The organism is Streptomyces drozdowiczii, from assembly GCF_026167665.1.
GTDB classification, from domain to species: Bacteria; Actinomycetota; Actinomycetes; order Streptomycetales; family Streptomycetaceae; genus Streptomyces; species Streptomyces drozdowiczii_A.
The window spans coordinates 5,618,098-5,638,534 of the sequence record NZ_CP098740.1; the positions used below are offsets into that span (position 1 = coordinate 5,618,098).

Genomic DNA, 20,437 nt, shown 5'->3' on the forward strand with positions numbered 1-20,437 from the left:
CGGAAGGAAGGCGGCGGCTATGGCCAAGGAGACGGACGGGAGCGGCACCCCCGTCCCGCAGCGACTGCTGGCCGCCGCCACCCGGCTCTTCGCCGAGCAGGGCTACGACCGCACCTCGGTGCAGGAGATCGTGGAGGCGGCCGGCGTCACCAAGGGGGCGCTGTACCACTACTTCGGCTCCAAGGAGGACCTGCTCCAGGAGGTGTACGCCCGGGTGCTGCGCCTCCAGCAGGAGCGGCTCGACGCCTTCGCGAACGCCGAGGCGCCGATCGAGCAGCGGCTGCGGGACGCCGCGGCCGACGTGGTCGTCACCACCATCGAGAACCTGGACGACGCCTCGATCTTCTTCCGCTCCATGCACCACCTGAGCCCGGAGAAGAACAAGCAGGTACGGGGCGAGCGGCGGCGCTACCACGAGCGCTTCCGCGCCCTGGTCGAGGAGGGCCAGCGCAGCGGGGTCTTCTCCACGGCCACCCCGGCGGACCTCATCGTGGACTACCACTTCGGCTCGGTCCACCACCTGTCGACCTGGTACCGGCCGGACGGCCCCCTCACCCCGCAGGAGGTCGCGGACCACCTGGCCGACCTGCTGCTCCGGGCGCTCAGACCGTAACGGGGACGGGCTCCTCGCCGCACAGCTGCCCGAGCAGCGCTTCCGCCGCCGGGTTGCGCGGCCGGGGCGCCCGGCCCACCAGCAGCACCGTCCGGCCCGGCTCGGGCTGCCGGATGGTCACGCACGGCAGCCCCGCGTCCTGGCCGATCCGGCGCGGCACGATCGCCACCCCGATGCCCGCCCGGACGAGGTCGACCAGCAGCCGGATCTGCGTGACGTCACAGGTGATCCGGCGTTCCAGACCGCAGTGCGCGGCCAGCCGGCGCACCGCCGTCTCCAGGCCCGTACCCGCCCGGAAGTCCACGAACGGCTCGTCGGCGAGGTCCTTGATCAGGGTGCGACCGGCCGTCGCGAGGGGGTGCCCGGGCGCGGTGATCAGCACCAGCTCCTCGTGCCAGGTGGCGAAGGCGGTGATGCCCTCGGGCAGGTCGGCGGTGTCCGGCGCCAGATAGGCGAGGTCCAGCTCCCCGGCGCGCACCGCCGCCACCAGCTCCGGTGTCGTCGCCTCGCGCAGGGAGATCTGCACCCCGGGCCACAGCCGGTGGAACGCGGCCAGCTCGGCGGCCAGGTCGACGCAGGTCAGCGTCTGGATCGTGCCGACCCGGACCCGCCCGGTGGCCAGCCCCGAGACGGCCGCGACCGCGTCCCGGGCGGCGTCCGTACCCGCGAGCACGGTGCGCGCGGCGGGCAGCAGCGCCCGGCCCGCCTCGGTGAGGACGACCCGGCGGCCGGTGCGGTCGAAGAGTTCGGCGCCCAGCTCCCGTTCCAGGTTGCGCACGGACGTGCTCAGCGCCGACTGCACGATGAGTTCGGCGCGGGCGGCGGCGGTGAAGCTGCCGTGCGTCACCACCGCCATGAAGTGGCGGAGCTGGCGAATCTCCATGCATCTACATTATCGATGGCTCGCAGCGAATCCATCTGTTGGACCGCCTCCGGGACCGGCGCCAAGCTGGATTCATGGCGCACATCCAGAGCTCCACCCGCATCCCCGCCCTGTGGACCGCGGCCTACGGCCGCCGCCCCCTCCCGGTCCGGCTGCTGGCCCGCACCCTGCTGCGGGTACGGGCCTTCGCCCGCGAACTGGCCCTGGCCGATCACGTACCGACCGGGGGCTATTGAACCGCTACAGGTACTTCTTGATCTCCCGCCGGGCCAGCGAGCGCTGGTGGACCTCGTCCGGGCCGTCCGCGAGCCGCAGCGTCCGGGCCGAGGCCCACAGCTCGGCCAGCGGGAAGTCCTGGCTCACCCCGCCCGCGCCGTGCAGCTGCACCGCCTGGTCGAGGATGGCGACCACCGCGCGCGGGGTGGCGATCTTGATGGACTGGATCTCGGTGTGCGCGCCCCGGTTGCCGACGGTGTCCATCAGCCAGGCCGTCTTCAGCACCAGCAGCCGCAGCTGCTCGACGGTGACCCGGGCGTCCGCGATCCAGTTCTGTACGACGCCCTGCTGGGCCAGCGGCTTGCCGAAGGCGGTACGGGAGACCGCGCGCCGGCACATCAGCTCGATCGCGCGCTCCGCCATGCCGATGAGCCGCATGCAGTGGTGGATGCGCCCCGGACCCAGCCGGGCCTGGGCGATGGCGAAGCCGCCGCCCTCCTCGCCGATCAGGTTCGACGCCGGCACGCGCACGTCCTCGAAGACGACCTCCGCGTGGCCGCCGTGCCAGTGGTCCTCGTAGCCGTACACCCGCATGGCGCGCTTCACCGTCAGACCGGGGGTGTCCCGGGGCACCAGGATCTGCGACTGCTGGCGGCGGATGTCCGCGCCGTCCGGGTCCGTCTTGCCCATCACGATGAAGACCTCGCAGTCCGGGTTCATCGCCCCGGAGATGTACCACTTGCGGCCGTTGATGACGTAGTCACCGCCGTCGCGGGTGATCCGGGTCTCGATGTTGGTCGCGTCCGAGGAGGCGACCTCCGGCTCCGTCATCGCGAAGGCCGACCGGATCTCCCCGGCCAGCAGCGGCTCCAGCCACCGCTTCTTCTGCTCGTCCGTGCCGAACTCGGCCAGCACCTCCATGTTCCCGGTGTCCGGCGCCGCGCAGTTCGTCGCGGTCGGCGCCAGACGCGGCGAGCGGCCCAGGATCTCCGCCAGCGGCGCGTACTGGAGGTTGCTCAGACCGGCCCCGTGCTCCGTGCCCGGCAGGAAGAGGTTCCACAGGCCCTGCCGGCGGGCCTCCGCCTTCAGGTCCTCCACGACCTGCGGGGTCTGCCAGGGCGAGTCCAGCCCGTCGCGCTGCTCGTCCGCGATCCGCTCGGCCGGGTAGACGTGCTCGTCCATGAAGGCGAGGAGCCGGGTGCGCAGCTCCTCGGTGCGGGCGTCGAATGCGAAGTCCATGGGGGGTTCAGCCTTCCTGGAGGGTGGTGAGGCCGTGCTCGATGAAGACGGGGACGAGATCGCCGATGCGGTCGAAGCCGCCGCCGACCGTCTGGCCCAGCGTGTAGCGGTAGTGGATGCCCTCCAGGATCACGGCGAGCTTGAACCAGGCGAAGGCCGTGTACCAGGAGAGGGCGGAGGTGTCGCGGCCGGACCGGGCCGCGTAGCGCTCGATCAGCTCGGCGGGCGCCGGGTGGCCGGGCGCGCCGCTGGTCGTGGAGACCGGCGACTCCGGCAGCCCCAGGTCGGAGCTGTACATGACGAGCAGCCCGAGGTCGGTGAGCGGGTCGCCGAGCGTGGACATCTCCCAGTCGAGGACGGCCTTGATCTCGTCGTCGGCGCCGATCAGCGCGTTGTCCAGGCGGTAGTCGCCGTGCACCACGGTGGGCGCGGGGGAGACGGGCAGCGCGCGGCCGAGCGCCGCGTGCAGCTCCTCGATGCCGGGCAGTTCGCGGTTGCGGGAGGCGGCCAGCTGCTTGCCCCAGCGGCGCAGCTGCCGGTCGAGGAAGCCCTCGGGCCGCCCGAAGTCGCCGAGCCCGACCGCCTCGGGGTCCACGGCGTGCAGCTCGACCAGCGTGTCGACCAGGGCGAGCACCGCGGCGCGGGTGCGCTCGGGGCCGAGCGGGACCAGCTGCTCGGCCGTGCGGTACGGGGTGCCCTCCACGTACTCCATGACGTAGAAGGGCGCGCCGATGACCGCGTCGTCCTCGCAGAGCAGGAGCGGTTCGGGGACCGGTACCGCCGTCGGGTGCAGGGCGCTGATCACCCGGTGCTCGCGCTTCATGTCGTGCGCGGTGGCCAGGACGTGCCCGAGCGGGGGCCGCCGGACGACCCACTGGGCGGTGCCGTCGGTGACGACGTACGTCAGGTTCGACCGGCCGCCCTCCACGACGCGGGCGTCGAGCGGTCCGCCCACCAGGCCCGGGCGCTCGCGGTCCAGGTGTCCGCGCAGCCGGTCGAGGTCGAGACCTGGCGGATGGACGTGGCTCATCGTGCGTACCTCCGGAGTGGGCGAACGGTCGCTCTCATGATGCCGACCAGTCGGTATGTCGTCCAGTGCGTCCCCGGAACCGGATGCGGAGTCTCCGGTCCCGGTACCGCCGGCCTCTGGTATTCGGTCGCATCCCTGAATAGGGTTCACGTATGGATACCGCGCTGCTCATCGACGAAGTCCGGCTCACCCCGATCCTCATCGCCGACCCGCCCCTGCTCAACACCCAGGGCGTCCACCAGCCGTACACGCCCCGGCTCGTCGTGGAGGTCGTCACCCGGGGCGGGGTCACCGGGATCGGGGAGACCTACGGCGACGGCAAGTACCTCGAACTCGCGAGGCCGCTGGCCGCCGCCCTGCCCGGACGGCCGGTCAGCGATGTGAACGGACTGTTCGCCCTCGCCGACGAGGTGTGCGGCGACTCACGGGCGGCCGACGAGCGGGTCGACGCGGGCGGGCTGCGCGGCGTCCAGACCGCGGACAAGCTGCGGCTCTCGGTCGTCTCCGGCTTCGAGGTGGCCTGCCTGGACGCGCTCGGCAAGGCCGTCGGGCTCCCGGTGCACGCGCTGCTCGGCGGGAAGGTCCGCGACCGGGTCGAGTACAGCGCGTACCTCTTCTACCGCTGGGCCGAGCACCCGGCGGGCGGCGAGCGCGACGACTGGGGCGCGGCGCTCGACCCGGCCGGGGTCGTCGCCCAGGCCCGCCGCTTCTCCCGCGACCACGGCTTCTCCTCCTTCAAGCTCAAGGGCGGCGTCTTCCCGCCCGACGAGGAGATCGCCGCCGTCCGCGCGCTCGCCGAGGCGTTCCCCGGGCAGCCGCTGCGCCTGGACCCCAACGGCGCCTGGTCCGCGGAGACCTCGCTGTACGTCGCCGAGCAGCTGAAGGACGTCCTCGAATACCTGGAGGACCCGGCGAGCGGCACCGACGCGATGGCCGCCGTCTCGGCGGGCACGGACGTGCCGCTGGCCACCAACATGTGCGTCACCACGCTCGCCGAGGTCCCCGAGGCGTTCGCCCGGGACGCCGTCCAGGTCGTCCTGTCCGACCACCACTACTGGGGCGGGCTGCACCGCACCCGCGAGCTCGCCGCGATCTGCCGCCTGCACGGCGTCGGGCTCTCGATGCACTCCAACACCCACCTGGGCATCAGCCTCGCCGCGATGACGCACGTCGCGGCCACCGTGCCCAACCTGGACTACGCCTGCGACAGCCACTACCCCTGGCAGACCGAGGACGTCATCACCACCCGCCACGTCTTCGAGGACGGCCGCCTCACCGTCCCGGACGCCCCCGGCCTCGGCGTCGAACTCGACCGGGACCGGCTCGCCGCACTGCACCGCCGCTGGCTGGACGACGACGGCACGATGCGCGAGCGCGACGACGCCGCCGCGATGCGCAAGGCCGAGCCGGAGTGGCGGACCCCGTCGATCCCGCGCTGGTGACCCCCGGCTGAGTTGCGGGAGCCCCGGACCGCCGCGAGGGTCGGAGCATGAAGGCGATCAGCTACAGCAGGTTCGGCGACGAGGACGTCCTGGAGTACGGCGAGCGGCCCGACCCGAAGGTGGGCCCCGACACCGTCCTGGTCAAGGTCCGGGCCGCCGCCGTGAACCCGGTCGACCGGCAGGCCCGCGAAGGCAGTCTGGACGGCATGCTGGACACGGCCTTCCCGGTGATCCCCGGCTGGGACGTCTCCGGGGTCGTCGTCCAGCCCGGCGTCGCCGTGGACGAGTTCGCGGTCGGCGACGAGGTCATCGGCTACGTACGGGAGGACTTCCTGAGCCGGGGGACCTTCGCCGAATACGTGGCCGCGCCCGTGCGCACCCTCGCGCGCAAGCCGCTGCGCCTGAGCTTCGAGGAGGCGGCGGGCCTGCCGCTGGCCGGGCTCACCGCCTACCAGGTGCTCCACCGCACCCTGCGCGTCCAGGAGGGCGAAACCGTCCTCGTCCACGCGGCGGCGGGCGGTGTCGGCTCGCTCGCCGTCCAGCTCGCCCGGCACGCCGGCTGCCGCGTCATCGGCACCGCCAGCGAACGCAACCACGACCACCTGCGCACGCTCGGCGCGGAGCCCGTGGCGTACGGGGACGGGCTGGCGGACCGGCTGCGGGAGCTGGCCCCCGAGGGCATCGACGCCGCCTTCGACACGGTGGGCGGGGACGCCCTGCGCGCCTCCGCAGAGACCCTGGCCCCCGATGGACGCCTCGCCTCCATCGTGGACACCGAGGTCTTCTCGTACGGCGGCCGGTACGCGTTCGTCCGGCCCGACGCCGACGACCTCGCGCACCTCGCGGAACTGGCCGAGCAGGGCATCGTCACGGTCCACGTCGACCGGGTCTTCCCGCTCGCCGAGACGGCGGCGGCCCAGCGGCTCAACGCGGAGGGCCGGACCCGCGGCAAGATCATCGTCACCGTGGACTGGTCCTAGACCAGCATCGCCGCCGCGAACACCGCCAGCGCCACCGTGCACGCGGCGGCGGTGATCGCGGCCGCCGCCGCCATCGGCTGCGGGCGGGCGCCCCCCATGGACTGCACCCGGCGGTTCGCGACCCACAGGAACCCCAGCCAGGCCAGGGCGCTCAGCGACAGCGCGATGACCGCCGCCTTCGTCGCCCCGCCGTGCAGCGTCTGCCGCACGGCCAGCACCGCGGCCACCGTGCACGACAGCGTCGTACGCCGCCACGCCAGCCGGGTCCGCTCCGGCTGGAGCCCCGGATCGCGCTCCTCGGCGGTCACCGGCCCTCCCAGCCGAAGAGGACCACCACCACCATCGCCACCGCCACCACGGCGACCGCGATGCTCAGCAGCGTCGGGAAACGCGAGACCGGCAGGTCCTCGCCGCGCCGCATCGCCCGCTCGCACCGCACCCAGTGGTTCACCGCGCGCAGCGCGCACAGCACCCCCGCCGCCAGCAGCGCGAGCGCCAGACCCGTGCGGACCCCCCAGGACAGCTCCGGCAGGAACTGGTCGACCGCGAAGCCTCCGCCGATCAGGGCCAGCGCCGTCCGGATCCAGGCCAGGAAGGTCCGCTCGTTGGCCAGCGAGAAGCGGTAGTCGGGGGTCTCGCCCTCGGAGCGGACGCGCTCCGGCGCGAACCACAGCCGCAGGCTCTGTACGAATTCGTTCACGCGTGGACCTTATCCGCCGCTTTTCCGTTCGCTTCCGACCGGCTCAGGCGGTTTCCCGGAACGCCCGCAGCCGCCGGTAGCAGTCCAGCCCGTCCGGCACCCACAGCCAGTCGCCGAGCCGCCGCTCCAGCTCCGCGTCGTCCAGGAAGGTGTGCCAGGCGACCTCCTCCGCCTGCGGATTCACCGGCAGCTCGCACCGGACCCGGTAGACCGACGACCACCAGGCGTGCCGGCCGTCCTCGTACAGGAACTTGAACAGCGGCTCCGGGCGCGGCAGCCCCGAGACGCCCAGCTCCTCCTCGGCCTCCCGGAGCGCCGCCTCGTCGTAGCTCTCACCCGCGCCGACCACCCCGCCGACGAACATGTCGTAGTGCGAGGGGAACACCAGCTTGCTCGCGGTCCTGCGGTGCACGAAGACCCGGCCCTCGGCGTCCCGCGCCTCGATGAACACGCACCGGTGGCGCAGCCCCCGGGCGGTCGCCTCGCCGCGCGGGGCCTGCCCCACGACCACGTCGTTCTCGTCGACGATGTCCAGGATCTCGTCAGAAGGGTTCATGCGGGCCATCCAACAGCACCGCCTCGTACTCAGTGCCGCTGGAGGCTGTGCGTACCGCGCCGCACCGGGCCCTCCGGCATCGCCGGATGCAGCCCCAGCAGCACGATGCCCGTCACGATCGCCGCGAGCCCGGCGGCCTGCCAGGCCAGCGCGCCCGTGTCCGTCCGCACCTGGTCGCCCAGGAAGCCGATCCCGCAGGCGATCCCGGCCAGCGGCTGGGCCGCCGTGAGCGCGGGCAGCGACATCCGCAGCGGCCCCGTCTCGAAGGCGCTCTGCACCAGCAGCAGGCCGGTCACCCCGAGCACCAGCACCGCGTACGGCTGCCAGGACGTCAGCAGACCCGACCAGCCGCCCTCCGAGAAGCGCTCGCCGCTGACCCGGGTCAGCGCGTCCTGCAAGCCGTAGAGCAGCCCGGCCGCCACCGCGAGCAGCGCCGGGGACGACCGCGACCTGCGCCGCTTGGCGACCGCGGTCAGCAGCAGGGCGAGCCCGGCCACCACCCCGACGACCAGCCAGTGCCGCAGCGGGCTCGACACCGCCTCGCCGCCCTTCGGCTCGCCCGCCACCAGGAAGGCGGCGACCCCGAGGGCCAGCAGCCAGAGCCCCGCCCAGCCCTGGCGGCCGAGCCGCTGGCCGGTGCGGTGCCGGGACAGGGCCATCGCGAAGAGCAGGTTCGTCGCCAGCAGCGGCTCGACGACGGAGACCTCGCCCTTGCCGAGCGCCAGCGCACCCAGCACCATGCCGCACACCATCAGCCCGATGCCCGCCAGCCAGCTGCGCACCTTCATCAGGTCGAGCAGCAGCCGGAACGTCAGATAGTCGCGCTTGGGCGCGTGGGCGGCGGCGGCCTGCTGGAACACGAAGCCGAAGCCCAGGCAGCAGGCGGCCGTCACGGCGAGCACGAGGACCAGCACCGACACGCTTGTCCACCCCACGTCAGGCCGGAGGAGGGTGATGTGTTCCGACGATAACCGCCCGCCCCGGCCGGTGCGGCGACGGCGCGGCCGACCGGGGCGGATGACCGGGCGGTTGACGCGGGGACGGGCGGTGCCCAAGATCTGACGCACGAGTAACTTCGCGAGCCCCGACAAGGATGGAAACCATGGCGTACGACGCTGATGTGATCGTGATCGGGGCGGGGCTCGCCGGGCTCGTGGCCACCGCGGAGCTGGTGGACGCGGGACGCTCGGTCCTCGTGCTCGACCAGGAGCCCGAGCAGTCGCTCGGCGGCCAGGCGCACTGGTCCTTCGGCGGCCTCTTCCTCGTGGACTCGCCCGAACAGCGCCGGATGCGCATCAAGGACAGCCATGAGCTGGCCCTCCAGGACTGGCTGGGCACCGCCGGTTTCGACCGCGAGGAGGACCACTGGCCGCGCAAGTGGGCCGAGGCGTACGTCGACTTCGCGGCCGGGGAGAAACGTTCCTGGCTGCACGCCCAGGGCATGCGGTTCTTCCCCGTCGTCGGCTGGGCGGAGCGCGGCGGCTACGACGCGAACGGCCACGGCAACTCCGTCCCCCGCTTCCACATCACCTGGGGGACCGGCCCCGGCGTCGTCGCCCCCTTCGAGCGCCGGGTCCGCGAGGGCGTCGCCAAGGGCCTCGTCACCTTCCGCTTCCGCCACCGGGTCACCGGCCTCGCCCGCACCGGCGGCGCCGTCGACACGGTGACCGGCGAGGTCCTGGAACCGAGCGCCGCGCCACGCGGGACCGCCAGCGGCCGGGAGACCGCGGGCGCCTTCGAGCTGAGGGCCCAGGCGGTGATCGTCACCTCGGGCGGCATCGGCGGCAACCACGACCTCGTACGCGCCCAGTGGCCACAACGGCTCGGCACCCCGCCGGCCAAGCTGCTCTCCGGCGTCCCCGCGCACGTCGACGGGCTGATGCTCGGCGTCGCCGAGAAGGCGGGCGCCCACCACATCAACCGCGACCGGATGTGGCACTACACCGAGGGCATCGAGAACTGGAACCCCATCTGGGACAAGCACGCCATCCGCATCCTGCCCGGTCCGTCCTCGCTCTGGCTGGACGCCACCGGCAAGCGGCTGCCCGTCCCGCTCTTCCCCGGCTTCGACACGCTGGGCACCCTCGAACACATCATGCGCACCGGCCACGACTACACCTGGTTCGTGCTCGACCAGAAGATCATCGGCAAGGAGTTCGCGCTCTCCGGCTCCGAGCAGAACCCCGACCTGACCGGCAAGTCCGTCCGCGGCGTGATCGGCCGCGCCCGCGCCGACGTCCCGGCCCCCGTGAAGGCGTTCATGGACAACGGGGCGGACTTCGTCGTGGAGAAGGACCTCGGCGCCCTCGTACGCGGCATGAACGCGCTCACCGGGGACGGCCTCATCGACGAGGACGCGCTGCGCCGCGAGATCACCGCCCGCGACCGGGAGATCGCCAACCCCTTCACGAAGGACCTGCAGATCACCGCGATCCGGGGCGCCCGCAGCTACCTGGGCGACAAGCTGATCCGCACGGCGGCGCCCCACCGCATCCTCGACCCGAAGGCCGGGCCGCTCATCGCCGTACGGCTGAACATCCTGACCCGCAAGTCGCTCGGCGGGCTCGAGACCGACCTGTCCTCGCGCGTCCTGACCGGCGACGGCACCCCGCTGCCCGGGGTGTACGCGGCCGGGGAGGCGGCCGGTTTCGGCGGCGGCGGGGTGCACGGCTACCGCTCGCTGGAGGGCACCTTCCTGGGCGGCTGCATCTTCTCCGGCCGCGCGGCGGGCCGGGCGGCGGCGAAGGCGGTCGGCTGAGGGCGGTCGGCCGAGGGTTTCCCGCCCCGGGCGCGTCCGTCCGGTGGGGTTCCGGGGGCGGAACCGTGGGGAGACGCCGCTATCCGGGCATGGGAAGAAGATGCCAGGAGTAGCCGAACCCGTCATCAACCTCGTCCGGCGCACCACGGAGCCCGTGGCGGCGCAGACCCTGCGCTCCACGGGCGCCGCGGTCATCGCCTATGCCGTGGCGACCGCGACCCTGACCGAGCCCGCCCCCCTGACCGCACCGCTGACCGCGCTGCTCGTCGTCCAGGTCACCCTCTACGCCACCGTCAACATGTCGGTGAAGCGTGTGGTGGCCGTCGTCGTCGGTGTCCTCATCGCGAGCGGCTTCAGCGCCCTGGTCGGCATTTCCTGGTGGAGCCTCGGGCTGACCATCTTCACGGCGCTGATCATCGGCAGACTGGTCCGGGTGGACGAGTTCGTCCCCGAGGTGGCGATCAGCGCCATGCTGGTGCTCGGCGTCACCTCGCAGTCCGCGCGGTCCAGCATGGCGTGGGAGCGCGTGTACGAGACGCTGATCGGCGCCGGTGTGGGTCTGCTGTTCAACCTGCTGTTCGCCCCGCCCGTCTGGGTGCAGACCGCAGGCGCCTCCATCGACGGGCTGGCCCGCGAGATGGGGCAGATGTTCCGCGATCTGGGCAGCGACCTCGCCCGCCCGGTCACCGTCCCGGAGGCGGCCGAGCGGCTGCACCGGGCCCGCCGGCTCGACCACGACATCGTGGAGGTGGACGCCTCCCTGCGGCAGGCCGAGGAAAGCCTCATGTACAACCCGCGGGTGCGGCAGGGCCTGCTGCACCGCGTGGTGCTGCGGACCGGTCTGGACACGCTGGAGATCTGCGCCGTCGTCCTCCGGGTGCTGTCCAGGACCTTGACCGACCTCGCCAAGGACCGGGGCGACGCACCTCAGTTCCCGGCCGAGGTCGCCGCCCATATGACGGAGCTGTTCGAGCAGATGGCGGGGGCCATCGAGAGCTTCTCGGTGCTCATCACGACCCCGGTCGCCGCCAGCGCCGAGGAGGCCGAGGACCGGCTCACCGAGGCGCTCGACGCCAGCCGGCGGACCCGCGACCTGGTGGCGGACATGCTGCTGGCCGCCGTCCAGGAGCACCCCCGGAAGTGGCAGCTGCACGGGGCGCTGCTCGCCGAGGTGGACCGCATCCTGGACGAGCTGGACATCGAGAAGCGCGCCGAGCGCCTGGGCCAGGAACTCGACCGCCGCTCGGCCGTGCTGCACGAACGCCACCCCCGGCTGCTCGCGTTCCGCCGCCGCCTGGGCCTGGTGAAGGGCGCGGACCGGAAGGAGCGGGCGGAGGCCTAGGGGCCGCTCAGCCGTCCACGTCCGGATCGATGCGCTCGACCACCCGGAACCGCTCGGCGACGATCATCGTCCGGTCGTCCACCGTGAAGTCCGGGTCGCCGAGCGCGTCCCGCATCTCCTCGCTGTGCCAGAACCGCTCGTGCGCCGCCCGCCACTCGGCGACCGACGCATGGCCCTCGCCCTCGTCCAGCGCGTGCTGGAGGTCCACGTCCGCCAGCGGCAGCACCCGTACCTCGGTCACCTCGATTACGGCGATCTCCCGGCCGTCCGAGTCGATGAGGGCGGACCGCTCACCGACCGGAGGCAGCTCCTCCTGCTCGATCTCGTACTCCACCAGCAGGCCGGACGTCGACACCTTCCGCCCGTCCAGGACCGCGGCGACCAGCTGGTCGCGCAGCGGCCCGGGAAAGGCGAGCAGGAAGGGCTTGAGCGCTTCACGGTTCGGCATGGGCGCCAGTCTGGCACCGGGCCCCTTCGCTGCGCGCGGTAAATCTGACGGGACGGTGACGGCCCGCCGCCGCCCCTGGCGTCCGGGCGCCCCGGGTGCTCGAATCGTGGGGTGAACAGTTCCCCACCCGACGACGGGCCGGACGGTGTCGGCGCCCCCGTCGGCCGCCGCGTGGTCCTGGCCATGCTGGGCCTCGGCGCCGCCGGGCTCGTCGCCGCGCCCGTGCTGCAACGGACCCTGGAATCGGGCCTGGGCGCGGTCGCCGGCAAGGACCCCACCGGGCTCACCGGGCTGCTGCCCAACGGCGGCGGCTTCCGCTACTACTCGGTCGCCTCCTCCGTACCGGCCAAGGGCGCCGCGGACTACCGGCTGAAGGTGGACGGGCTCGTCGACCGCCCGGCCACGTACACGCTGGACGCGCTGCGCGGGATGCGGCAGACCCGTACCGTCCGGGACGTCCAGTGCGTCACCGGCTGGCGGGTCCCGGAGACCGCCTTCGAGGGCGTGCGGCTCTCCGCCCTGCTGGACGCGGCCGGGGTGCGGCCGGGGGCCAAGGCCGTCCGCTTCACCTGCTTCGACGGGACCTACAGCGAGAGCCTGACGCTCGACCAGGCCCGCCGCGCCGATGTGCTCGTGGCGCTGCGGATGGACGGCAAGCCCGTGTCCCACGCCCATGGCGGGCCGGTGCGGCTGTACGTGGCCCCGATGTACTTCTACAAGTCCGCGAAATGGCTCTCCGGGATCACCGTCACGGACTCCGTGCGCCCCGGCTACTGGGAGAAGCTCGGTTATGACGTCGACGCCTGGGTCGGCCGGTCCAACGGCCGCGACGACGCCCCCACGGTCTGAACCGGCCGGCCGAATCCACCGGTTCGCCCGCCCGGTACGCCTGGTGCACCGGGCCACGGCCGCGCTGACGCTGCTGTGCGTGGCCTCGGCCGCCTGCCTGTACGTGCCGCAGCTCGCCGAACTCGTCGGCCGCCGCCACCTCGTGGTCACCGTGCACGAGTGGTCCGGGCTGCTCATCCCCGTACCGCCGCTCGCGGGTCTCGCGGCGCGGCCGCTGCGGGCGGACCTGCGGCGGCTCAACCGCTTCGGGCCGCACGACCGGCGGTGGCTGCTGGCGGCGCTGCGGCGAGACCGGCGGCCCGGGGCGCGGGAGGCCGGGAAGTTCAACGCCGGGCAGAAGCTGTACGCCGCGTGGATCGCCGGGGCGGTGCTCGTCATGGCGGGCACCGGGCTGCTGATGTGGTTCACCGGCTTCGCCCCGCTGGTGTGGCGCACCGCCGCGACCTTCGTCCACGACTGGCTGGCCCTCGCGGCGGGGCTGGTGCTGGCCGGCCACATCGCCATGGCGTACGCCGACCCGGAGGCACGCCGCGGCATGCGCTCCGGGTCGGTGAGCCGGGAGTGGGCCCGCCGCGAGCACCCGCTGTGGGCGCCCGGAGCGGGGGACCGGCTAGAGGACGAGTGACAGCAGCAGGATGAAGACCAGCGAGGCCACGGAGATGATGGTCTCCATCACCGACCAGGTCTTCACCGTCTGGCCCACGTCCATGCCGAAGTACTCCTTCACCAGCCAGAAGCCGGCGTCGTTGACATGGCTGAAGAAGAGCGAGCCCGCGCCGACGGCGAGGACCAGCAGCGCCGCGTGCGAGGTCGACATGTCGGCCGCGAGCGGGGCGACCAGACCGGCCGCCGAGATCGTCGCCACGGTCGCCGAGCCGGTCGCCAGCCGGATCGCCACGGCGATCAGCCAGCCGAGCAGCAGCGCGGGGATCGACCAGTCCTCGGAGAAGTCCAGGATCATCTGGCCCACGCCCGCGTCGATCAGCGTCTGCTTGAAGCCGCCGCCCGCGCCCACGATGAGCAGCACACCGGCGATCGGGGCGAGGGACTTCTCCACCGTGGTGGAGAGCCGCGCCCTGGTGAAGCCGGCCGCCCGGCCCAGCGTGAACATGCCGACGATCACGGCCGCCAGCAGCGCGATCAGCGGGGAGCCGATCACATCGGTGACCTTCTGGAGCCCCTGCTCCGGGTCGTCCACCACGATGTCCACGAGCGCCTTGATCAGCATCAGCACCACGGGCAGCAGGATCGTGGCGAGGGTGGCGCCGAAGCCGGGGCGGCGCTCCAGGTCCTCGGAGGGGCGCTGCGGGATCATCTTCTCCGGCGCCTTGATGTCCACCCAGCGGGCGGCGTAACGCGAGAAGACCGGTCCGGCCAGGATCACCGTCGGGATCGCGACGACCACCCCGAGGGCCAGCGTGACGCCGAGGTTGGCGTCCAGCGCGTCGATCGCGACGAGCGGGCCGGGGTGCGGCGGGATGAGGCCGTGCATCACGGACAGGCCGGCCAGGGCCGGGATGCCGATGCGCATCAGGGAGTAGTTGCCGCGCTTGGCGACGAGCAGCACGACCGGGATCAGCAGGACGATCCCGACCTCGAAGAACAGCGGCAGGCCGATGATCGAGGCGATGAGGACCATCGCCCACGGCATGGCCCGCTGGCTCGTCCGCGCCAGGATCGTGTCCACGATCTGGTCGGCGCCGCCGGAGTCCGCGAGCAGCTTGCCCAGGATCGCGCCGAGCGCGATCAGGACGCCGACGCCCGCGACGGTGGAGCCGAGGCCCGCGGTGAAGCTCGCTATCGTCTTCGCCGGCGCGGCACCGGCGAAGGAGCCGAGCGCCAGCGAGCCGATGGTGAGCGCGAGGAACGCGTGCATCTTGAACTTGGTGATGAGCAGGACGATGACGGCGATGCCCGCCAGGACGGCGATGCCCAACTGCGCGTTGCCGGCCGAGGTGATCGGTTCGGCGGCGTCCGCTGCCAGCGTCTCGACGCTGAGACTGGTCACGGTGGTGGTCCTTAGCTGTCGAGCCGGCGCAACGCGGCGACGGCTCGCTGGGTGATTTCTTCGGGGGTGCCGGAGACGTCCACGGAGACGCCGGCCTCGTCGTCCTCCAGCGGCTGGAGGGTGGCGAACTGCGAGTCGAGGAGCGCGGTCGGCATGAAGTGGCCCTTGCGGCCCGCCATCCGCTCCTCGATCAGGGACCGGTCACCGGTCAGGTGCAGGAAGACCGCGCCCGGGGCCTCGGCGCGCAGCCGGTCCCGGTAGGCGCGCTTGAGCGCGGAGCTGCTGACGACCCCGCCAAGCCCCGCCCGGCCGTGCGCCCACTGCCCGATCGCGTCGAGCCAGGGCCACCGGTCCGCGTCGTCCAGCGGGGTGCCGGCCGACATCTTGGCGATGTTCGCGGGGGGATGGAAGTCGTCGCCCTCGGCGTACGGGACGCCCAGTGCGTCGGCGAGCAGGGGACCGATCGTGGTCTTGCCGGTCCCTGCGACGCCCATCACCACGACGACGTGGGGGGTGCTCATAGCGGTGCCTCGCTGTCTCTTCGATGTCTCCCTCGACATCGGTCCGTCGCGCCACTGAAACCCATACGTACGACTTATTCAAGAGGGTGTGACATAAACGTCGTACTTAATGCCCCTGGAGGCCGCCCCGTACCCTGGGGCCATGACCACACCTGCCCAGGGGCTCCACACGCATGTCCTGGACGCCCTGGGCCTGGAGATCGCCGCGGGGCAGCACCCGCCGGGCCAGGTGCTGCGCACGGACGAGCTGGCCCAGCGCTTCGACGTCTCGCGCACGGTGGTCCGCGAGGTGGTCCGGGTCCTGGAGTCCATGCACCTGGTCGAGTCCCGCCGCCGCGTCGGCGTGACCGTACGGCCGGCCGAGGCGTGGAACGTGTACGACCCCCAGGTCATCCGGTGGCGGCTGGCCGGCGCCGACCGCCCCCGCCAGCTGCGCTCCCTCACCGTGCTGCGGTCCGCGATCGAACCGGTCGCCGCCTCGCTCGCCGCCCGCCACGCCACCCCGGAGCAGTGCGCCGAGCTGACCGAGCGCGCCCTCGGCATGGTCGCCACCTCACGCGGCCAGCAGCTGGAGGGCTACCTCGCACACGACATCGCCTTCCACCGCATCGTCCTCAACGCCTCCGGCAACGAGATGTTCGCGCGCCTGGGCGACGTGGTCGCCGAGGTCCTGGCGGGCCGCACCCACCACCAGGTGATGTTCGAGGACCCCGACCCGGCGGCCGTCACCCTGCACGTCCGCCTCGCCGAGGCCGTACGCGCCGGGGACGCGGCCGAGGCCGAGCGCCTGACGAAGGAGATCGCCGTCGGCGCCCTGCACGAGCTGGACGTACTCGCGCCCTGAGACCGCCCGCCGCCCGGCACCGCGTACCGTTGCCCGTGATCGATTCCCGGCCACGAACCGGGAGCACCGGTCTCAGCGAAGAGTCGGGATAAGGGAGTCCACGGGAATGCCGCAGCACGTACAAGGGGTCATCGCACCGGGGAAGAACGAACCGGTCCGCGTCGAGACGATCGTCATCCCGGACCCCGGACCCGGTGAGGCCGTGGTCAAGGTCCAGGCGTGCGGCGTCTGCCACACCGACCTGCACTACAAGCAGGGCGGGATCAACGACGAGTTCCCCTTCCTCCTCGGCCACGAGGCCGCGGGCGTCGTGGAGTCCGTCGGCGAGGGCGTCACCGACGTGGCCCCGGGCGACTTCGTGATCCTCAACTGGCGCGCGGTGTGCGGCCAGTGCCGTGCCTGTCTGCGCGGACGCCCCTGGTACTGCTTCGACACGCACAACGCGAAGCAGAAGATGACCCTCCTCGACGGCACCGAGCTGTCCCCGGCCCTGGGCATCGGCGCCTTCGCCGAGAAGACCCTCGTCGCCTCCGGCCAGTGCACCAAGGTCGACCCGGAGGTCGCCCCCGAGGTCGCCGGGCTCCTCGGCTGCGGCGTCATGGCGGGCATCGGCGCTGCCATCAACACCGGCCAGGTCGGCCGCGGCGACTCGGTCGCCGTCATCGGCTGCGGCGGCGTCGGTGACGCGGCGATCGCGGGCGCCCGGCTGGCCGGCGCGGCCCGGATCATCGCCGTGGACATCGACGACCGCAAGCTGGAGACGGCGAAGTCGATGGGCGCCACGCACACCGTCAACTCCCGCTCCACCGACCCCGTCGAGGCCATCCGCGAACTGACCGGCGGCAACGGCGCCGACGTCGTCATCGAGGCCGTCGGCCGCCCGGAGACGTACAAGCAGGCGTTCTACGCCCGCGACCTCGCCGGCACCGTCGTCCTCGTCGGCGTCCCCACCCCCGAGATGCAGCTCGAACTCCCGCTGCTCGACGTCTTCGGCCGCGGCGGCTCGCTCAAGTCCTCCTGGTACGGGGACTGCCTGCCGTCCCGCGACTTCCCGATGCTGATCGACCTCCACCAGCAGGGCCGGCTCGACCTCGCCGCGTTCGTCACCGAGACCATCGGCCTCGGTGACATCGAGCAGGCGTTCGGCCGGATGCACGACGGCGACGTGCTGCGCTCGGTGGTGGTGTTCTGATGGCCGCCCGCATCGACCAGCTCGTCACCTCCGGCACCTTCGCGCTCGACGGCGGCGAGTGGGACGTCGACAACAACGTCTGGATCGTCGGTGACGACTCCGAGGCCGTCGTCATCGACGCCGCCCACGACGCCGCCGCCATCGAGGACGCCCTCGGCGGCCGTACGCTGCGCGCCATCATCTGCACCCACGCGCACAACGACCACATCGACGCCGCGCCCGCGCTCGCGGACGCCACCGGTGCGCCGATCCTGCTCCACCCGGACGACCTGCCGCTGTGGAAGCAGACCCACCCGGACCGGGCGCCCGACGGCGAACTGGCCGACGGCCAGGAGATCACCGTCGCCGGGACCACGCTGACCGTCCTGCACACCCCGGGCCACGCCCCCGGCGCGGTCTGCCTGTACGCCCCCGAGCTGGCCACGGTCTTCACCGGCGACACGCTCTTCCAGGGCGGCCCGGGCGCCACCGGCCGGTCCTTCTCGTCGTTCCCGGTGATCGTGGACTCCATCCGGGACCGGCTGCTCACCCTGGACCCGGCGACCGAGGTGCGCACCGGCCACGGCGACTCCACCACGATCGGCGCGGAGGCCCCGCACCTGGACGAGTGGATCGCGAGGGGCCACTGAGGCTCTACTGATCCGGCCACGCGGAGAGCCGTAGCCCGCTCTCGAAGCGGCGCGGCTCTCCCGTGACCGGATCGGTGAACTCCAGCACCTGGGCGAGTAGTTGCAGCGGGCGCGAGAAATCACCGGGCGCCGCGTCCGGCTCTGTCACCGGATAGACCGGATCGTTGACCAGCGGCAGCCCCAGGCTGTTCATGTGCACCCGCAGCTGGTGCGTACGCCCCGTGGCGGGCAGCAGCCGGTAACGGCCGAGCCCGCCCCGGTGCTCCAGCAACTCGATCCGGCTCTCGCTGTTCGGCTCCCCGGGCTCCTCGCGCGCCGCGAGCACCCCGCGCTCCTTCACGATGCGGCTGCGCACCGTACGAGGCAGGTCGAGCCCGGGATCGTACGGCGCCACCGCCTCGTACTCCTTGCGCACCAGCCGGTCCCGGAAGAGCGTCTGATACGCCCCGCGCTCCTCGGGCCGCACCACGAACAGCACCAGCCCCGCCGTCATCCGGTCCAGCCGGTGCGCGGGCTGGAGCTGCGGCAGGTCCAGCCCGCGGCGGAGCCGGGCCACCGCCGTCTCCGTGATGTGCCGGCCACGGGGCATCGTCGCCAGGAAGTGCGGCTTGTCCGCGACGACCAGATGCGCGTCGCGGTACACGACCCCCACCGGGAACGGCACGGGCTCCTCCGGCGCGAAGTCCCGGTGGAACCAGAGATAGAGCCCCGCCCTGTACGGCTCGTCACCGAGGACCGGCCCCTCCACGGCCACGAACCGCCCGTCCGCGAGCAGCGCCCGAACCCGCTCCGCCCCGATCGCCCCGGCGAACCGGTCGAGGAGATGGTCCCCGACGGTCGCCCACCGCCCCTCCGGATCGGCGGGAAGCCGAACCCGGACGGGGTCGACACCGTCACGCTGAGGCAGCGGCGCCACCGGCGGCTTAGCCCGCCCCCTCACCGGGGGCCCCGGCCCGGCACCGAAAAGCTGATGGTTCTCATGGTGCGGGGCATCCTTTCACGGAGCTGGGGGCCTGGCCGCCCGCGACCGGCGACGTACGCTGCCCGAACTCCACCGCCCGAGCCGACGACTGGGAGCCCCAGCGTGACGACACAACCCTTCCTGTACGTCGTCGTCTGCGCAGCCGGGATCGCGGACGACGCCCACAAGCTGATCACCGCCGCACAGGACAAGGGCTGGGGCGTCGGGGTCGTAGCCACACCCCAAGGGCTCAGCTTCCTCGACACGGAAGCGATAGAGGCCCAGACCGGCTACCCGATCCGCTCGGCCTGGCGCAGTCCCGGCGACCCACGTCCGCTGCCACCCGCCGACGCCATCGCCGTCGCGCCCGCCACCTTCAACACGATCAACAAATGGACGGCCGGCATCGCCGACACCCTGGCCCTCGGCATCCTGTGCGAGGCGTATGGGATGGGCATCCCGACCGCCGTCCTCCCGTACGTGAACACGGCCATGGCCGCCCACCCGGCGTACGGCCGGAGCCTGGACCAGCTTCGGGGGATGGGCGTATTGATCGGGTCCTATGAGCCCCACTGGCCGAAGACAGGAGGCGGAGCGGACCGATTCTGCTGGGAGGAGGCGTTGGAACTGTTGGAGGACAAGATTGCCGATTCTCCCAGAAGGTGATCGCCACTCCGCTGCGTTCATCACGGGGCAGTCCGTCCACGTCGACGGCGGCTGGCTGCTCCACTGAGCACTGTCAACAAGCAAGGAGACGAGCCGAAATGATCGAACGAGTCCGTGCCGTACTCGTCACCCCGGATCACACGATGCTGGTCATCCGCCGCACCAGGCCCGGCATCCCCGTGTACTGGGTCCTGCCCGGTGGCGGTGTCGAACCCAGCGACGAGTCACGCGAGGCTGCCCTCCACCGAGAGATCCACGAGGAGATCGCGGGGAAGGCCGACATCGTCCGTCTGCTGCACACGATGGAGTCCGACGACGAGCGTCAGCTCTTCTACCTCGCCCGCATCACGACCTGGTCCTTCGAAGACCGCACCGGCCCCGAGTTCAGCGCCGAAGGCCGCGGCGAGTACGCGTTGGAGGAGATCCCGCTGACCCTGGAGGGCCTCGACGCCATCGACCTCAAGCCCGAGGACATCGTCCATGTCCTACGGGGAGCCATCAGGGCCGACTCCGAGGTGGGTCGGCCCTGAGGGCGTCGCTACGTGTCGGTTGCTTGGCGC

General features: G+C 72.4%; 24 protein-coding genes. 13 read left to right on the top strand and 11 right to left on the bottom strand.

What is annotated here, in order from left to right; all coding sequences use genetic code 11:
• Positions 1 to 19 precede the first annotated feature (19 nt).
• A complete protein-coding gene (locus tag NEH16_RS25560) occupies positions 20 to 613 on the top strand; it encodes a TetR/AcrR family transcriptional regulator (RefSeq protein ID WP_018103668.1) in 594 nt (197 codons plus the stop codon).
• Here the strand turns inward: NEH16_RS25560 and NEH16_RS25565 are convergent.
• Positions 603 to 1,496, bottom strand: a complete 894-nt coding sequence (locus tag NEH16_RS25565; protein WP_265545172.1) for a LysR family transcriptional regulator — start codon at positions 1,494 to 1,496, stop codon at positions 603 to 605. The genes NEH16_RS25560 and NEH16_RS25565 overlap by 11 nt on opposite strands.
• Before the next feature lie 74 nt (positions 1,497 to 1,570).
• Between NEH16_RS25565 and NEH16_RS25570 the strand changes: the two genes are divergently transcribed.
• Positions 1,571 to 1,732, top strand: a complete 162-nt coding sequence (locus NEH16_RS25570) for a hypothetical protein (protein ID WP_265545173.1) — start codon at positions 1,571 to 1,573, stop codon at positions 1,730 to 1,732.
• 4 nt (positions 1,733 to 1,736) lie between these two features.
• Here the strand turns inward: NEH16_RS25570 and NEH16_RS25575 are convergent, their stop codons facing one another.
• A complete protein-coding gene (locus NEH16_RS25575) occupies positions 1,737 to 2,951 on the bottom strand; it encodes an acyl-CoA dehydrogenase family protein (RefSeq protein ID WP_265545175.1) in 1,215 nt (404 codons plus the stop codon).
• 7 nt (positions 2,952 to 2,958) lie between these two features.
• Positions 2,959 to 3,981 (bottom strand): phosphotransferase family protein, encoded by a 1,023-nt coding sequence (locus NEH16_RS25580; RefSeq protein WP_265545177.1) that lies wholly within the window; start codon positions 3,979 to 3,981, stop codon positions 2,959 to 2,961.
• Positions 3,982 to 4,133: 152 nt separating this feature from the next.
• Between NEH16_RS25580 and NEH16_RS25585 the strand changes: the two genes are divergently transcribed.
• Together NEH16_RS25585 and NEH16_RS25590 are read left to right on the top strand one after the other, a co-directional pair.
• Positions 4,134 to 5,423 carry a glucarate dehydratase family protein gene (locus NEH16_RS25585; RefSeq protein WP_265545178.1) on the top strand — a complete coding sequence of 430 codons (1,290 nt, stop codon included), beginning with the start codon at positions 4,134 to 4,136 and terminating at the stop codon, positions 5,421 to 5,423.
• A gap of 47 nt (positions 5,424 to 5,470) precedes the next feature.
• Entirely contained in the window at positions 5,471 to 6,403 is a 933-nt protein-coding gene (locus NEH16_RS25590) for an NADP-dependent oxidoreductase (RefSeq protein WP_265545179.1), read from the top strand.
• Here the strand turns inward: NEH16_RS25590 and NEH16_RS25595 are convergent.
• From NEH16_RS25595 to NEH16_RS25610, 4 genes are read right to left on the bottom strand one after another with little or no spacing between them, the layout of a single operon-like run.
• Positions 6,400 to 6,711 (bottom strand): DUF202 domain-containing protein, encoded by a 312-nt coding sequence (locus tag NEH16_RS25595; RefSeq protein WP_073968027.1) that lies wholly within the window; start codon positions 6,709 to 6,711, stop codon positions 6,400 to 6,402. The genes NEH16_RS25590 and NEH16_RS25595 overlap by 4 nt on opposite strands.
• Positions 6,708 to 7,103, bottom strand: coding sequence for a YidH family protein (locus NEH16_RS25600; protein WP_073968021.1), 396 nt, complete (start codon positions 7,101 to 7,103; stop codon positions 6,708 to 6,710). The genes NEH16_RS25595 and NEH16_RS25600 overlap by 4 nt, the downstream gene beginning before the upstream one ends.
• A gap of 43 nt (positions 7,104 to 7,146) precedes the next feature.
• Entirely contained in the window at positions 7,147 to 7,659 is a 513-nt protein-coding gene (locus NEH16_RS25605) for an NUDIX domain-containing protein (RefSeq protein ID WP_073968123.1), read from the bottom strand.
• Between the two features lie 29 nt (positions 7,660 to 7,688).
• A complete protein-coding gene (locus NEH16_RS25610) occupies positions 7,689 to 8,579 on the bottom strand; it encodes a DMT family transporter (protein WP_265545182.1) in 891 nt (296 codons plus the stop codon).
• Positions 8,580 to 8,761: 182 nt separating this feature from the next.
• On the opposite strand from NEH16_RS25610, the gene NEH16_RS25615 reads away from it, so the two are divergent.
• Positions 8,762 to 10,417, top strand: a complete 1,656-nt coding sequence (locus NEH16_RS25615; protein WP_265545183.1) for an FAD-binding dehydrogenase — start codon at positions 8,762 to 8,764, stop codon at positions 10,415 to 10,417.
• A gap of 100 nt (positions 10,418 to 10,517) precedes the next feature.
• A complete protein-coding gene (locus tag NEH16_RS25620; protein ID WP_265545184.1) occupies positions 10,518 to 11,759 on the top strand; it encodes an FUSC family protein in 1,242 nt (413 codons plus the stop codon).
• Positions 11,760 to 11,766: 7 nt separating this feature from the next.
• On the opposite strand, the gene NEH16_RS25625 is transcribed toward NEH16_RS25620, so the two are convergent.
• Entirely contained in the window at positions 11,767 to 12,207 is a 441-nt protein-coding gene (locus tag NEH16_RS25625; protein ID WP_265545185.1) for an ASCH domain-containing protein, read from the bottom strand.
• Positions 12,208 to 12,318: 111 nt separating this feature from the next.
• Between NEH16_RS25625 and NEH16_RS25630 the strand changes: the two genes are divergently transcribed.
• Together NEH16_RS25630 and NEH16_RS25635 are read left to right on the top strand one after the other, a co-directional pair.
• Entirely contained in the window at positions 12,319 to 13,056 is a 738-nt protein-coding gene (locus NEH16_RS25630; protein ID WP_374215602.1) for a molybdopterin-dependent oxidoreductase, read from the top strand.
• Positions 12,998 to 13,681, top strand: a complete 684-nt coding sequence (locus tag NEH16_RS25635; protein ID WP_265545187.1) for a cytochrome b/b6 domain-containing protein — start codon at positions 12,998 to 13,000, stop codon at positions 13,679 to 13,681. The genes NEH16_RS25630 and NEH16_RS25635 overlap by 59 nt, the downstream gene beginning before the upstream one ends.
• Here the strand turns inward: NEH16_RS25635 and NEH16_RS25640 are convergent.
• Positions 13,667 to 15,064 carry a GntP family permease gene (locus tag NEH16_RS25640; RefSeq protein ID WP_265545189.1) on the bottom strand — a complete coding sequence of 466 codons (1,398 nt, stop codon included), beginning with the start codon at positions 15,062 to 15,064 and terminating at the stop codon, positions 13,667 to 13,669. The two genes, NEH16_RS25635 and NEH16_RS25640, sit on opposite strands and share 15 nt — an antisense overlap.
• 11 nt (positions 15,065 to 15,075) lie before the next feature.
• Positions 15,076 to 15,585 carry a gluconokinase gene (locus NEH16_RS25645; protein ID WP_073968014.1) on the bottom strand — a complete coding sequence of 170 codons (510 nt, stop codon included), beginning with the start codon at positions 15,583 to 15,585 and terminating at the stop codon, positions 15,076 to 15,078.
• Between the two features lie 142 nt (positions 15,586 to 15,727).
• Here NEH16_RS25645 and NEH16_RS25650 point away from each other — a divergent pair, with 142 nt between their 5' ends.
• The 3 genes from NEH16_RS25650 to NEH16_RS25660 all read left to right on the top strand — a co-directional run bounded on the left by NEH16_RS25650 (position 15,728) and on the right by NEH16_RS25660 (position 18,250).
• On the top strand, positions 15,728 to 16,429 hold the full coding sequence (locus tag NEH16_RS25650) for a FadR/GntR family transcriptional regulator (RefSeq protein WP_265545191.1): 702 nt from the start codon (positions 15,728 to 15,730) through the stop codon (positions 16,427 to 16,429).
• 106 nt (positions 16,430 to 16,535) lie between these two features.
• Positions 16,536 to 17,621 carry an S-(hydroxymethyl)mycothiol dehydrogenase gene (locus NEH16_RS25655; protein ID WP_265545193.1) on the top strand — a complete coding sequence of 362 codons (1,086 nt, stop codon included), beginning with the start codon at positions 16,536 to 16,538 and terminating at the stop codon, positions 17,619 to 17,621.
• Positions 17,621 to 18,250 carry an MBL fold metallo-hydrolase gene (locus NEH16_RS25660; protein ID WP_265545195.1) on the top strand — a complete coding sequence of 210 codons (630 nt, stop codon included), beginning with the start codon at positions 17,621 to 17,623 and terminating at the stop codon, positions 18,248 to 18,250. Before NEH16_RS25655 ends, NEH16_RS25660 begins: the two co-directional genes overlap by 1 nt.
• Before the next feature lie 4 nt (positions 18,251 to 18,254).
• Here NEH16_RS25660 and NEH16_RS25665 read toward each other — a convergent pair whose 3' ends face one another.
• Positions 18,255 to 19,190 carry an RluA family pseudouridine synthase gene (locus NEH16_RS25665; RefSeq protein WP_265545196.1) on the bottom strand — a complete coding sequence of 312 codons (936 nt, stop codon included), beginning with the start codon at positions 19,188 to 19,190 and terminating at the stop codon, positions 18,255 to 18,257.
• A 144-nt stretch (positions 19,191 to 19,334) separates the two neighbouring features.
• Between NEH16_RS25665 and NEH16_RS25670 the strand changes: the two genes are divergently transcribed.
• Positions 19,335 to 19,877, top strand: a complete 543-nt coding sequence (locus NEH16_RS25670) for a flavoprotein (RefSeq protein ID WP_265545198.1) — start codon at positions 19,335 to 19,337, stop codon at positions 19,875 to 19,877.
• A gap of 98 nt (positions 19,878 to 19,975) precedes the next feature.
• Positions 19,976 to 20,407: an NUDIX hydrolase gene (locus NEH16_RS25675; protein WP_265545199.1), complete on the top strand. Its 432-nt coding sequence runs from the start codon at positions 19,976 to 19,978 to the stop codon at positions 20,405 to 20,407.
• Positions 20,408 to 20,437: the final 30 nt, after the last annotated feature.